This is a genomic window from Trinickia symbiotica (genome assembly GCF_002934455.1).
Classification (GTDB): domain Bacteria; phylum Pseudomonadota; class Gammaproteobacteria; order Burkholderiales; family Burkholderiaceae; genus Trinickia; species Trinickia symbiotica.
This window is the reverse complement of sequence record NZ_PTIR01000001.1, coordinates 777367-790249: the sequence shown is the minus strand read 5'-3', so window position 1 is coordinate 790249 and position 12883 is coordinate 777367. Positions and strand designations below refer to the sequence as shown.

Sequence of the window (12883 nt, the reverse complement as noted above, 5' to 3'; positions counted from 1 at the left end):
CTCGCCGAGAGGCGGAGAGTATGACGCCGCGCCTCCGATATAGCGTCATACCGTGGGCGCGTTTTATCGATGATATGCGTCAACCTTGGGGGTGGTTCTCGCGTCCCTGCTGCGGATGCGGTTGCTCGTGTGGCTGCGCGTGCGGTTGAGCCGGCGCTTCGAAATGCGGCTGAGGCGGCGGTTGACGGACTTCCACGCGAGGCTGCGGCTGCGGTTGCGGCCTCGGCTCGAAATGCGGCTGGGGCTCGGGTCGAGCTTCGATATGAGGCTGCGGTTGTGGCCGAGCCTCCATACGCGGTTGCGGCTGCGGCCGCGCTTCGACACGCGGTTGTGGCTGGGGCTGCGGCCGAGCTTCCATTCGTGATTGCGGTTGCGGCCGTGCGTCGACACGTGGCTGCGGCTCCGGTTGCGGACGGGCTTCCGCTCGCGGTGGCGCCTCGGCCGCGACGCCGGGCCGCGGTGCGGCGCCGCCTTGCGGCCCGCGCTCGAACTGCTGTGCCGCCGGTTGCCGCGCGTGATCGAGGCCGCCTTGCGCGGCAGGCGCATGCGGTTGCGTCCAAGCCGGGGCGCCATGCGCCGGATTGCCCGCGGCGGCGCCCCCTCCGAACGCGTTCTGCGCCGGCGGGCGAGGCACGCCGTTCGTTTGCGGCCGCTCCGCGACGGGCCCTTGCGGCGGACGTTCCGCGGCGGGTGCCTGCGGCCGCGGCTCGAAGCCGGGGCGCGTTCCGTTCGGGCCACCGGCCGCGCCCGGAGCAGGGCGTTCGCCTGGCTGCGCGGGGCCGTGCCCCTGCATGACGACCGGCGATTCGCGACCGACGATCCGCACATTGCGAGCCTCACCCGCATTCGCTCCAGGGTGGGCAAGCTGGGCCGCAACGCCCGCCGGCGGCGTCATCGGCCTTCCGGGCCGTCCCGCGCCCGGCACCTGTCCGCCGCTTTGCGCGAGGTGCTGCGCGAGCGAATCGCGGTACACGGGCGGCACGGCCGGCGCGCGCGTCGCGACCACCTGGCGCGCCGCGATCGACTGCGGCGGTCGGTAGGTCGCGGGGCGCATGCCCGGCGCATAGCTCTCGCGCACGGGCGCGATGCCTGGCGCGCCCGGGCTCATCCGCGCATTGCGCCATTGCCGCGGATCGACCTTTTGCGCGAAGCGCGCGACCGGCTGCCCATGGACGAAGGCCGTCGCCGGCACCGCCGTCACCGCGCCCGGTGCCCGATAGTTGATGTAGGTGTTGTGGATGTTCGTGATGTTGACGTTCTCGTTCACGACGACGGTCTGATTCACGCGCTCGTAGTAGCGCGGACTCCAGCCGCCGTAATGCGGGCGCCACGCTTCGCCGGGGCCGAGCGGGAACCAGGCGACGCCGGGCGAGGCGGCACCGCCTATCGACAGGCTCACGCTCCAGTCGAAGCCGCCGCCTCCACCGCCCACGAACGCCACGAGCGCCGGCGCATAGACGGGTGGCGCCGCGACGATCCGGCCCGGCACCCAGCACCATGACGAGCCGACATAAGCCCAGCGGCCGTAATGGAACGGCGCGAAGCCCCACGGCGCATCGTCGACCCAGGTCCAGCCCCACGGTGCGATCCACGCCCAGTGACCGTAGTGATAGGGCGCCCAGCCGGCGGGTACGGCGGTCGGAACCCAGACCGCGCCGTACTGCGGGTCCTCGCGCCAGGTGCCGTTTTCGTCGAGATCCTCGTAGCCCGGTACGTCGCGCGAGACGTAGCGCGCGGAAACCGAGCGGTCCTCCGCCAAATCGCGGTTCTGCGCCCACCGATCGAACTCATCGGGCGGCGGCGCCTCGGCGCTCGCCACTTCCTGCAGGCTCGTGCCCGAGAAGGTGATCTGCTCGCCGGCCTCGATCGGCGTCTGGCCGTTGTCGCCGTACGCGGTCAGCGCGCCGCTTCGCACGGTCACGGTCGTGGTGCTGCCGTCCGGCGCCACGTCGACGCGGTAATCGCCTGGCCGCGTCGCGGCGAGCGCGACGTTCGGCGTGTCGATTTCATACGAGCTGCCGGGCGGCAATGCGCGGACACGCGTCGAGAGGGTGCCTTGCGACACCTTCAGCTGCGCATTGGTGTCGTCGAGATTGAGGATGTCGAGGTTCGTCGATGCGCCGAGCCGGAGCGCCGTCGAGCCGATGTGCAGCTCCGAGCGGGCGTTCGCATCGTTCCAGAGCTGGTCGCCGGTCGTGAGCGGGCGGTTGATTGAGGCATAGGACCAGTCGCTCGCGCCCGCGGGCTCGGTCGTCACGGTGCCGGCCGTGTAATTGAGGCGCGCGACGCGGCTGGGCGGATCCACGCTTTGGGTGGCCGCGGGCGGCTCGTCGGGCGGCGCGGTTTGGGCAAGGGCATGCTCGGCGGCGAGCGCGAACGAGACGGCTGCGATCAGCGTGTAGTTCGTCAGGCGCCTGAAAGTGACGAGGGGCGAGGTGGTCCGCATTGTCATGATGGTTCTCGTTGGCCGACCGGATAGTACGCTATCCGTGTCACCAATGTAGCGGCGCCGCTTGTATCAATGCATACGCATTTGTAAAGTCATGGTCCGTCGCTGTAACGAAAAATATCCGGGCCGAGGGTTCTCGCGCCCGGCGCTTATTCGCGCGCTCTGCGTGTATCCGCCCGCGTCAGCCTGCGCCATCCGACAGCACCGCCACGGGCTCACCGCGCGAGCAGCGCGTCGAAGTAGCGTCGGCCCGCGGGCGTCACGCGCAGCACGCGCGGCTTCTCCGCACGTTCGACACAGCCGCGCTCGCACCAGTGCGCCAGCAGCGCAGCGCCGAGCGCTCCGCCGAGGTGAGCGCGTCGTTCGCTCCAATCGAGGCACGTGCAGCCGAAACGGCGTTTGAGCGTGCGCTGACGCTGGAGGTCGATTCCCCACTCGGCGAGCGCGCGCGCCCCTCTTTCCGTGGTCTCGACAGCGCGGCCATCTTCCACGAGGAGCCAGCCCTGCGCGAGCATATGGTCGAAGACGCTTACGGCGAGTTCGCCGGCCATGTGGTCGTAGCAGGTTCGCGCATAGCGAAGGTCGAGCGGCACGCTGCGGGCGGGCCGCATCGTCTCACGTTGCGGGGCGCTCGCCTGTGCGATGTTCGCAAGCGCCTCCAGCGAGTCGGCCACTTCGGGTGTCGCGATCCGGTAGTAGCGGTGCCGCCCACGCACTTCGAGCGTCAAGAGACCGCCTTCGGTCAGTTTCGCAAGATGCCCGCTTGCCGAAGACGGCGAAAGCCCGGCGATCAGCGTCAATTCGCCGGCGGGTCGCGCGCTGCCGTCCATCAGCGCCCAGAGCATGGCCGCCCGACCCGGGTCGGCCAGCAGGGCGCCGATCCGGCTCAGGCCAGGGAAATAGGCGACTTCGCGATTCAGCTCGGCATTCGGCAGGGAAGCAGTCATGGCATATCTCACGAGAACGTCGGACGTTTACTGTAATCGCCGCCCGGATTCGATGTTTCAACCGTCGATGAACGGTCGAATGCGCGTCTCTCACGGCGCTCGCGTTCGCGCCTTCGAGTGCGCGCTAGAATCGGCTCGTGGAAAGAGGAGCCGATGCCTCGCGGAGGGACCGATGAAATCATGGATAGCGGCGGCGCTTGCCGCGTGGCTGTGCGCCGCGTGCGCGCAGGGAGAGCCTTCGAGCGCCTGGCCGCAAGGCGGCAGCATCACGATGTACGGCACGATCGATGAGGGCGTCTCGTTTCATAACTGAGGAGCGAACAGTGATTCGCAGTCCGCTCATCGCGTGCGGGAAAATTGGGCCCGTATAATCGGGCCCTTTCCAGCACGCTTTGCGCCAGATGACGGAGTCCCGATGAATACGCCGACCGCCCCGCTCGACCGTTCCGAAACGACCTTTCGCTTTCTCGCGGAGCCCACCTCCGTGAACTTCGGCGGAAAGGTCCACGGCGGCGCCCTGATGAAATGGATCGACGAAACCGCTTACGCGTGCGCGGCCGTCTGGTCGGGGCGCTATTGCGTCACGGTCAGCGTCGGCAACATCCGTTTTCGGCGGCCGATCCTCGTCGGCAATCTCGTCGAGTTGCGTGCGCGCGTCGTCGCGACGGGACGCACGAGCATGCACATCCATGTCACCGTCCATGCGGGCGATCCGAAGAGCGGTCAGTTGCGGCTGACGACTGACTGCCTCGTTGTCTTCGTCGCCGTCGACGAGAACGGCACACCGATTCCGGTGCCGCCGTTCGTCCCTGAAACAGAAGAGCAAAAGCGCGTGGCCAAGTATGCAATGGACGTCAAGGCCGCGCTCGACGCCATCGTCGAGCTCAAGCCCGAGGAGATGGCGCAGGGCAGGATCTGAGGCGCCCCGCGGGTCACGCTCACTGGCCGTGCCCGCCGACCATGTCCGCGGGTACCACCCACTCGTCGAACTGCTGCTCGGTCACATAGCCGAGCGCGAGCGCGGCGGCCTTCAGCGTCGAGCCTTCCTTGTGCGCCTTTTTTGCGATCTGCGCGGCTTTGTCGTAGCCGATGTGCGGATTGAGCGCCGTCACGAGCATCAACGATTCGTTGAGCAGCGTATCGATGCGCTCGCGATTCGGCTCGATGCCGACCGCGCAGTGATCGTTGAAGCTCTGCGCGCCATCGGCGAGCAATCGGGTCGACTGCAGCACGTTATGCGCGATCATCGGCCGGAACACGTTGAGCTCGAAATTGCCGCTCGCCCCCCCGATATTGATCGCCACATCGTTCCCGAATATCTGGCAGCAGAGCATCGTCACGGCTTCCGATTGCGTCGGATTGACCTTGCCGGGCATGATCGAGCTCCCGGGCTCGTTTTCGGGAATCGAGATTTCGCCAAGCCCGCAGCGCGGGCCGCTCGCGAGCCAGCGAATGTCGTTGGCGATCTTCATCATGCTCGCGGCCACTGTCTTCAAAGCGCCGTGCGCGAACACGAGCGCGTCGGCCGCGGCCATGACCTCGAACTTGTTTGGCGCGCTGACGAACGGGAGCCCCGTCAGGCGCGCGATCGTGGCCGCCACGCGGTCCGCGAATTGTGGATGCGCGTTCAGTCCCGTGCCGACGGCGGTGCCGCCCTGCGCGAGCTCGTACAGATGCGGCAGCGCCGACTCGACGTGCGCGATACCGTGCTCGAGCTGAGCGACGTAGCCTGAGAACTCCTGGCCCAGCGTGAGCGGCGTCGCGTCCTGCAGGTGCGTGCGGCCGATCTTGACGATACCGGCGAACGCACGCGCCTTCGCGTCGAGCGTCGAGCGCAGCGTCGAGAGCGCCGGGAGCAGATGCTTGACGATGCCCGTGGCGGCGGCGACGTGCATGGCCGTCGGGAATACGTCGTTCGAAGACTGCCCACGGTTCACGTCGTCGTTCGGATGAACCTTGCGCGCCATTCCGCGCTCACCGCCGAGAATTTCGCTCGCGCGGTTCGCGATGACTTCGTTCAGGTTCATGTTCGTCTGCGTGCCTGAGCCCGTTTGCCAGACCGCGAGCGGAAACTCGCCGGCATGCCGGCCCTCGATGATCTCGTCGGACGCCTGCATGATCGTGCGGGCCTTGTCTTCGGCAAGCACGCCGAGTTCGAGGTTGACTTCAGCCGCCGCGCGCTTGATGAGAGCAAGCGCCGTGATGATCTCGGGCGACTGCTTTTCCGTGGAAATCTTGAAGTTCTGCAGCGAGCGCTGCGTCTGCGCGCCCCACAGACGCGCGCTCGGCACGGCGATCTCGCCGAACGTGTCGCGCTCCATCCGTACGTCTTCGGTGTTGTCCGTCATGAGTGGCTCCGGTCACAGCTGGGAATCGATCGGCAATAGCAAGAATAAACCCGTCAGCGCATTGCGTACGAATCCCGCCTGCGGATCGAAGGACCATGTATGCGGGACGTTGTGCGAGCCGAGATGATCGTCGCCGGTCCAGACCAGGCCCGAAGCGGGGACGCCCAGCGCGTGCAGTTGGGCGTTCTCTTGCGGGGTCGCGAGCCGGACGCGGTAGCTCGAGTCGGGCGACATCGCGTGCTCGATCAGCGCCGCGTCGACCGCGGCGAGTTCAGGACTCTTGATGAAGAGCGCCAGTTCGGTGTTGAGAAAAGCCGAGCGCGGGTCGAGGTTCATCGAGCCGATGACGAGCGTATGACGGTCGATCACATAGGTTTTCGCGTGCAGGCTCGAGCGTGAATTAGAACCTGAGAAGTAGCGCCGGCCGTCGCGCTGCAACGGCTGAAATTCGTAAAGTTCGACCCCTTCCTTCAGCAACGGGATCCGGTAGGGGCTGTAGCCGGCCTGCACCGCGACTGCATCGGTCGATGCCATCGAGTTCGTCACGACGGCGACGCGCACGCCACGCTTCGTGAGGTCGCCGAGCAATTTGACGCCGGCATCGTGCGGCACGAAGTAGGGCGACAGCATCAGCACCTCGTGCTGAGCGCCTTGCAGCAGTTCCGCGAGCCGATGCATCGGCGGGCTCTGATAGTCGCCGTCGGTCGCCGTCACCTTGCGCGGCGAATCGTAGAGGAACTGTGCCGGCGCCCAGACGAGGCCCAGCTGGCCATCGACAATTTGCGTCGCGAGCGGCGCGCTGTTGAGCGGCTTCGCGCCGACCGCCTGTGCCTCGGCACGCCAATGCGCCCGCAGCGCTTCCCGCGCCGCATGCAGATCGGCCATCTTGTAGTGATGCCGGTCGCGCACGGCGAGCGGGTAGGCAAGGGCGCTATTCCAGAACGTATCGAAGCTCGTTGAAATCTGCTCGACGATGGGCCCCGCCGCCAGCGCGTCGATGTCGCGAAAATCCAGCGTCGGGCTCGCGCTGAAATATTCGTCGCCGAGGTTGCGGCCACCGACGATGGCGACCGAGCCATCGACGATCATCGCCTTGTTGTGCATGCGGCGCGTGAATCGGTCGATGCGCGTGAAGACGTCCTCGGTTCGTGTGAAGAAGCTGCTGCGCGTAGCGCCGAACGGATTGAAGACGCGGACCTCGATCGACGGATGGGTGGCAAGCGCGGCGAGCAGGTGCCGGCTATCGTCGAGGTTGAGATCGTCGACGAGCATCCGCACGCGCACGCCGCGATCGGCAGCATAGAGCGCGGCGGCCAGCAAAAGCCTTCCCGTCGTGTCCTCGGCGGCGATGTAATACTGAAGGTCGAGCGTTTTCGTCGCCGCGCGGGCCAGCGCTATCCGCATCTGCAGAGCGTCGGTGCCGTTCGAGAGCAGACGAAAACCCGATTGTCCCGGGTGCGCGGCGTCGAGCGGGGCGAGTGCTTGGCCGAGCGGCGTCGCTTGCGGATCCGCGAGCGCATGCGTGGCCGGACGATCGAGAGACGTCGCCGGCGGGAGCGAGGAGCAGGCCGCCACGAGCAAGGCCAACAGGGCCATTGCGAGGCGCGCGATGAACGGGACGGCGGGTTTCCTCTTTGGGTGCATGACAGTCGAATCGCGGACGAGAGCGGGTTGCTCTGGCACGAATAGCCATTCTAACGCTCTGCAAGCAACGTTCCTGTTTGTTCCGCACCCGTCCCGGCCTAGGCGAGGAAATCGCTCATGACCGCGTGCGCGTCATCCGCTCGAATCGAAAGGTCATGAGCGCGGCGACGCTCGCCAGCCCCGCCGCGAGTCCCCACCAGAGGCCGCGTGCGCCGAGGCCCGCGTGAAAGGCGAGCAGATACCCGGTTGGAAACCCGATGCCCCAGTAGCCGAACGCGGCGGCGAGCATCGGGATCCGCGTGTCCTTCAAACCGCGCAGGCAACCGGAGCCGATCGCCTGCATCCCGTCGACGATCTGAAATACGGCCGCGACGCCGAGCAGCGAGGCAGCGATCGCTGCCGTTTGTACATTCGCGGGATCGTCGAGGCGCAAGTAAAGTCCGACGATTGCGCGCGGCGCCGTGATGAAGACGAGCCCAGTCAGGGACATGAAGGCGACGCCGAGCCCGAGCGCGACAAAGCCCGCATGACGCGCGGCGAGCGGTTGTCTGGCGCCCATCCAGTAGCCCACGCGTACATTGGCGGCCTGTCCGATCGCGAGAGGCACCATGAACGTGACGGACGCCACGCTGAGGGCGATCTGGTGCGCGGCGAGCGGCGTCGGCCCCAGCAGACCGATCATGAGGCCGGTTGCGAGGAAGAGCGTCGACTCGACGCCATAGGTGATGGCCACGGGCCAGCCGATGCCGAGCAGCTCTCCCATGAGCGGCGCGTTGGGCCGCTTTGCCGCGACGAAATGCCGATACCGCGGGCGGCCGTGGAGCCAGGCCACGAGCGCGATCGCCGTCAGCCATACGGTTGCCGTCGTGGCGGTGGCCGAGCCGAGCAGGCCGAGGCGCGGCAGCCCGTAGGCGCCGTGAATGAGACCGTAGTTGAGCACGCCGTTGATGCCGACGCTTCCGATCGAGATCCACAGCAGGCGCTTGCCTGCGCCGATGGCCGGCAAAAACGCGCGCATCATGCCGACGCCGATGAGGCTGCCCAGCGATGCCCAGCGCAGGACGGCGGTGTAGGCGCCGACGTCGTGCGCAAGCGCGGCCGGCTCGCCGAACCTGAGCAGGATCGGCTCCGTGAACGAAAGCAGGACGAAGGCCGGTATGGCGAGCAGCGCCGACAGCAGAAGGCCCGTCCAATAGATGTGCGGCACGTGGTGATCGGCCTGGGCCCCGCGTGCGTTGGCGACCGTGACGCTGACCGAGGTCAGCACGCCTTGCAGCAGCGTCGCGACGACGAAAAACGTGCCCGCGCCGAGGCCGCCGGCGGCGATGGCCTCCGGGCCCAGCGCGCCGAGCAGAATCGTATCGGTGACGCCCATCGCCATCTGCGACAGTTGGGCGATGGCGAGCGGCGCCGCGAGCCGCGCCGTGTCGGCCGCATGGCGGGTGAAAGTGGGCGGCGCGGCGGCCGCGTGTCCGGAATGCGACATGGCGGATAGCGGAACGAAAAGCCTCGGAACCGGCGCCGATCCGTGGCGCACTGGCGTGTTATTGATCTGAAAGATGAACAGCTTATTGCCTGGCGGCGCAACTGTCGATGAACAGTCAGCCGGCGAGTGGCGCGGACTGTTCCGGTCCGCTCAATCGTCAGACGGCTTCGTGCACGGCGATACGCGCATCGCCGAGCAGGACGACCTGGCCCGCGCGGATCTTGCAGGTCTTGCGGAGCTCGACGCGGCCGTCGACCTTCACGGCACCCGCCGCGACGAGCGATTTCGCCGCGCCTCCGCTATCGGCGAGGCCCATCAGCTTGAGCAGGTTGTGCAGTTCGACGTACTCGCCCGTCAGCGTGAAATCAAGGTTGGCCATGCCAGTATGCGCTCCGTGAAACGGAGTAAGGGCACGCATGATAAGCCAAGCGGCGCGCCGCGTGAACCGGACTTTTCCGAATCTCTCGGAACTGGGCCCGCGAACGAAACCCTCGAACGCAACGGGCCGACCGAGCGTCAGCGCTGGCGGCGCTGTTCGGGCTGGGGCGGCCGCACCGGGGCCATGAAGAAGTTGCGCAGCCAGGCGGCCATGCGCGAGAAAATGTCGTAGGGTTCTTCGACGAAGATCTCGGGCTTGAGCAGCCGCAGGAATTCCATGATCTGCTGGGCTTCCTGCTTTTGAAAAGAGCCGTGCGAGAGCCCGAGCTTGAGCAGTCCGCGCAGCTCGCCGAGTTTCTCGCGCGCCGTGCTGCCGACGCTCGTCTCACAGGCGATCTTCGCCTCGTAGACGCGCTGCCGCAGCGATTCCGCGAGCCGCCAGGCGGGGGTTTGCATCTTTTCCTCGAGCGACTGGATGTCGCGCGCGGAGGACTTGATTTGCGCCGCGAGAGGGTCGATGAGCGACGCGTCGCCGCCCGCCTCTTTGACGATCGCCGCTGCCCACTCACGACAGGCCTTCGCGAGCTCGTCGGGCGTCCATTCGGAGCGCACGGCGAAGGCGAAGCCGTGGTCCTCGGCCTGCCGCACGAGGATCGCGACGACATCGGGGAATTCCTTGTCGAGCGTGCGCTTGGCCCAGGCGTACTGGCCGCCTTGCAGCATTCGCTGCACCGCATGCTCGGTCAGCGGCACCATGTTGTCGAGCAGCTTCGCGCGCAGGAAGTCCTCGAACGACGGTGTCGCGAACTGCGGATCGAGCTTCAGCGATACGCGCACGAAGGCTTCGAAGTCCTTTTGCAGAGAGGCGATCGTCTCGTCACGAAGTGAAAGGGTGATGTGGCCCATAGATGTCCTGAGAGCGAGTCCGTGTGCCCGGCGCCGCGGACGGCATCGCGATACTGGCGGTCTGCCGCGCGGACGCGTTCGTGCGGCCCCGGCGCCGCTCGCGCCGGAAGGTCCGCGGAATTAGCCCGGGCTGCGGCCGAGAAACGCTGTACGGCTCTTTATCGGCGGCAATCGGCCAAACTTGAGGGCCGGCTATCGCCCCGCATCGAGCATGCGGGCCCTTCAACCCGTGACGAACGCTTGCCAGGCGAAGAATACGGCGAGGCCGACGGCGATCGTGACGAGCGGCCGGCGCGTGACGGCCGAGATCCCGACGGCCGCGAGCGCGCCGACGAGCTGTGGATTGCGCCATGTCAGCTCGGCGCCGCCGCCGTGCGGCGCGACGGCCATCGGGACGATGATGGCCGTGAGAACGGTGACGGGCACGAAGCCGAGCGCCGTGCGCACGAGCGGCGGAAAGACGATGCGCTCGCCGAGCACGAAAACGGCCGCGCGAATGAGGCAGGTGACGACGGCCATGCCGAGGATCAGCAGCACATAATTCATCGCGTCGCTCCCGCTTCGGCGTGCGAGTGGGCTTCGCAGCGCCTGTCGGCTCGATGGGGCGTCGACCGGCGCCGCGACAGGACGACGCCCACCGCGACGCCGCCCGCGACGGCCGCCAGCAGCCCGAGCTCGTATGGCCAGGCATGGCAAACCCAGGCGAGCGTGCCGGCTGTCGCGGCCGCTGCGATATAGCGCACGGCGACCAACTGCGGCACGACAATCGCAATGAACGTGGCGACCATCGCGAAATCGAGCCCGAGCGACTGCAATCGCGGGAAGGCGGCGCCGAAGAGCAGTCCGGCCAGCGTCCAGAGCTGCCAGTTCACGTACATGGCGACGCCCGAGCCCAGGAAGTAGTGCGGGCCGATTGTGCCGGGCGGCGCGTGGCGATAACGAGCGTAGGCGACGGCGAACACCTCGTCGGTCAGCAGCGCCGCGAGCGTCCAGCGCCAGCGCGCGGGCAGCCGTGCGACATAAGGAGCGAGTGTCGCGCTGTAGAGCAGGTGACGCAGATTGACGACGAGCGTCGTTGCCAGCACGACGGCGAATCCCGCATGACCGGCGATGAGGCCGAGCGCGATGAATTGCGCCGAACCGGCGAAGACGGCCAGCGACATCAGCTGACCTTGCCAGAGGTGCAGCGGGCCCGATGTGACGAGCGTGCCGAAAATCACGCCGAACGGCGCCGCGCCGACCATCATCGGAATCGTATCGCGGGCGCCTTCGGCGAATTCGCTGAGCGAAGTGCGGGTGTTCGATTCGACCAATCTAATGCTCCTCCTTTGCCGTCGAGCTTAACGCCCGACAGGAGGACGGCGCTTGTACGTTCTTGCGCTGGCGATGCGCGTGCGGGCGCCGGCGGGGCCTCAGCCCGCCTGCCAACGGCCGGGCGGCACGCCGAACATGCGGCGGAAATGCCGCGTGAAATGGCTTTGATCGGTGAAGCCGCTCGCGGCGGCGACTTCAGTGATGGACGCGCCGGCGCGCAGTGGTGCAAGCGCGCGTTGCAACCGCAGTTGGTTGCGCCAGGCATGCGGCGGCAAGCCCGTGGCCTGCGCGAAGAGGCGCGCCGCATGAAACGGCGAAAGGCCCACCACTTCCGCGAGCTCAGTCAGCGTCACCGGCTCGACGAGATTGGCCGCAAGCCGCGCTTTCATCGTCGCCACGCGCGGCGCGTCGTCGGCCGGCCGCGCCGCGTCGGGCTGCCGCTGCGCATGACGCACGAGGAGCGTCGAGAGGGCATCGACGAGCGCCGTTTCGCCCGCGAGCGAATCGGCGCCGGCTTCGAGCACGCGGTGCGCGTAGCCGATGCGGGCGGCAAGATCGGCATCGTGGATCGGCTCAAGGGGAAACCACGGCAGCGGCTGCGGTTTGCCCGCGATCTCGTCGGCGAGCCGCTGGACATAGTCGACGGGGACATAGAAGACGCGATAGCGCCAGCCGGCTTCGATCGCGCGCGAGCCCGTGTGGACTTCGCCGGGATTGACGATCGGAACGGACCCTGCCTCGGCGACGCGGCGCGCGCCGCAATAGGCATAGGCTTCCGCGCCCGCTTCGATGACGGGCACGGTATAGGCTTCGTGCCAATGCGGCGCGAACTCGTGCTCGCGGTATTCGGCTGTCAGCATATCGGCGCCAGGCACGAGCGGGCTGCGCCAGAAACGGGCGAAGTCGCGAAAGCGGGGCGCGTTCGTCGTCGTACTCATATCCGAGAAGACTAAGCCGTTCGGAAGACTTTGCAAGCGGCCTTACGGATGGAGGCCGCGATGCCGCCGGTCGGCCGGCATCGAGCTCGAGCCCGGCCGATACCGAAAACGCCCGCGACATCGAAACATCGAATGAAAAAGGGGCGGCGTTTGCACGCCGCCCCTTTCAAGCTTGGCTCCCCGACCTGGGCTCGAACCAGGGACCTACGGATTAACAGTCCGGCGCTCTACCGACTGAGCTATCGGGGATCGACAATGACAAGTCTTGATGAAAAAGAGCCCGTTTTCTCGAACGGGCTCTTTTCGTACGTATTTCTTTGGCTCCCCGACCTGGGCTCGAACCAGGGACCTACGGATTAACAGTCCGGCGCTCTACCGACTGAGCTATCGGGGAACAGCTGAGAAACGAGATTGTATGAACCGAAGCGTACCCTGTCAATACCTTCGGTCTCTCGCGGCTGCCCGCGCGGGCG

12 protein-coding genes and 2 tRNA genes are annotated in these 12883 nt (G+C 67.1%); 2 read left to right on the top strand and 12 right to left on the bottom strand.

The window, feature by feature from the left end:
- Positions 1-79: 79 nt before the first annotated feature.
- Both B0G57_RS03590 and B0G57_RS03585 read right to left on the bottom strand, forming a co-directional pair.
- On the bottom strand, positions 80-2446 hold the full coding sequence (locus B0G57_RS03590) for a DUF6600 domain-containing protein (RefSeq protein WP_018441540.1): 2367 nt from the start codon (positions 2444-2446) through the stop codon (positions 80-82).
- 218 nt (positions 2447-2664) lie between these two features.
- Entirely contained in the window at positions 2665-3396 is a 732-nt protein-coding gene (locus B0G57_RS03585) for an ArsR/SmtB family transcription factor (protein WP_018441541.1), read from the bottom strand.
- A 172-nt stretch (positions 3397-3568) separates the two neighbouring features.
- Between B0G57_RS03585 and B0G57_RS31265 the strand changes: the two genes are divergently transcribed.
- Complete coding sequence (locus tag B0G57_RS31265) at positions 3569-3709, top strand: hypothetical protein (protein WP_020566286.1); 141 nt, start codon at positions 3569-3571, stop codon at positions 3707-3709.
- Positions 3710-3811: 102 nt separating this feature from the next.
- Positions 3812-4315 carry an acyl-CoA thioesterase gene (locus tag B0G57_RS03580; protein WP_018441543.1) on the top strand — a complete coding sequence of 168 codons (504 nt, stop codon included), beginning with the start codon at positions 3812-3814 and terminating at the stop codon, positions 4313-4315.
- Positions 4316-4334: 19 nt separating this feature from the next.
- Here B0G57_RS03580 and fumC read toward each other — a convergent pair whose 3' ends face one another.
- From fumC to B0G57_RS03530, 10 genes are all read right to left on the bottom strand, one after another.
- Positions 4335-5717, bottom strand: coding sequence for a class II fumarate hydratase (gene fumC / locus B0G57_RS03575; RefSeq protein ID WP_026229820.1), 1383 nt, complete (start codon positions 5715-5717; stop codon positions 4335-4337).
- A gap of 39 nt (positions 5718-5756) precedes the next feature.
- Positions 5757-7427 carry a phospholipase D family protein gene (locus B0G57_RS03570; protein ID WP_399277670.1) on the bottom strand — a complete coding sequence of 557 codons (1671 nt, stop codon included), beginning with the start codon at positions 7425-7427 and terminating at the stop codon, positions 5757-5759.
- 76 nt (positions 7428-7503) lie between these two features.
- The gene (locus tag B0G57_RS03565; RefSeq protein WP_018441546.1) at positions 7504-8874 is read right to left on the bottom strand and encodes an MATE family efflux transporter; all 1371 of its coding nucleotides are present in this window, start codon (positions 8872-8874) and stop codon (positions 7504-7506) included.
- Positions 8875-9031: 157 nt separating this feature from the next.
- Positions 9032-9253: an RNA-binding S4 domain-containing protein gene (locus B0G57_RS03560; protein ID WP_018441547.1), complete on the bottom strand. Its 222-nt coding sequence runs from the start codon at positions 9251-9253 to the stop codon at positions 9032-9034.
- 137 nt (positions 9254-9390) lie between these two features.
- A complete protein-coding gene (locus tag B0G57_RS03555; RefSeq protein ID WP_018441548.1) occupies positions 9391-10158 on the bottom strand; it encodes a DUF4088 domain-containing protein in 768 nt (255 codons plus the stop codon).
- Between the two features lie 222 nt (positions 10159-10380).
- Positions 10381-10704: an AzlD domain-containing protein gene (locus B0G57_RS03550; RefSeq protein WP_018441549.1), complete on the bottom strand. Its 324-nt coding sequence runs from the start codon at positions 10702-10704 to the stop codon at positions 10381-10383.
- Entirely contained in the window at positions 10701-11405 is a 705-nt protein-coding gene (locus B0G57_RS03545; RefSeq protein WP_102607166.1) for an AzlC family ABC transporter permease, read from the bottom strand. The genes B0G57_RS03550 and B0G57_RS03545 overlap by 4 nt, the downstream gene beginning before the upstream one ends.
- Positions 11406-11570: 165 nt before the next feature.
- Positions 11571-12410 carry a helix-turn-helix transcriptional regulator gene (locus B0G57_RS03540; RefSeq protein WP_018441551.1) on the bottom strand — a complete coding sequence of 280 codons (840 nt, stop codon included), beginning with the start codon at positions 12408-12410 and terminating at the stop codon, positions 11571-11573.
- Positions 12411-12583: 173 nt separating this feature from the next.
- Positions 12584-12659, bottom strand: a tRNA-Asn gene (locus B0G57_RS03535).
- A gap of 69 nt (positions 12660-12728) precedes the next feature.
- Positions 12729-12804: transfer RNA gene (locus B0G57_RS03530), tRNA-Asn, on the bottom strand.
- Between the last annotated feature and the right edge of the window lie 79 nt (positions 12805-12883).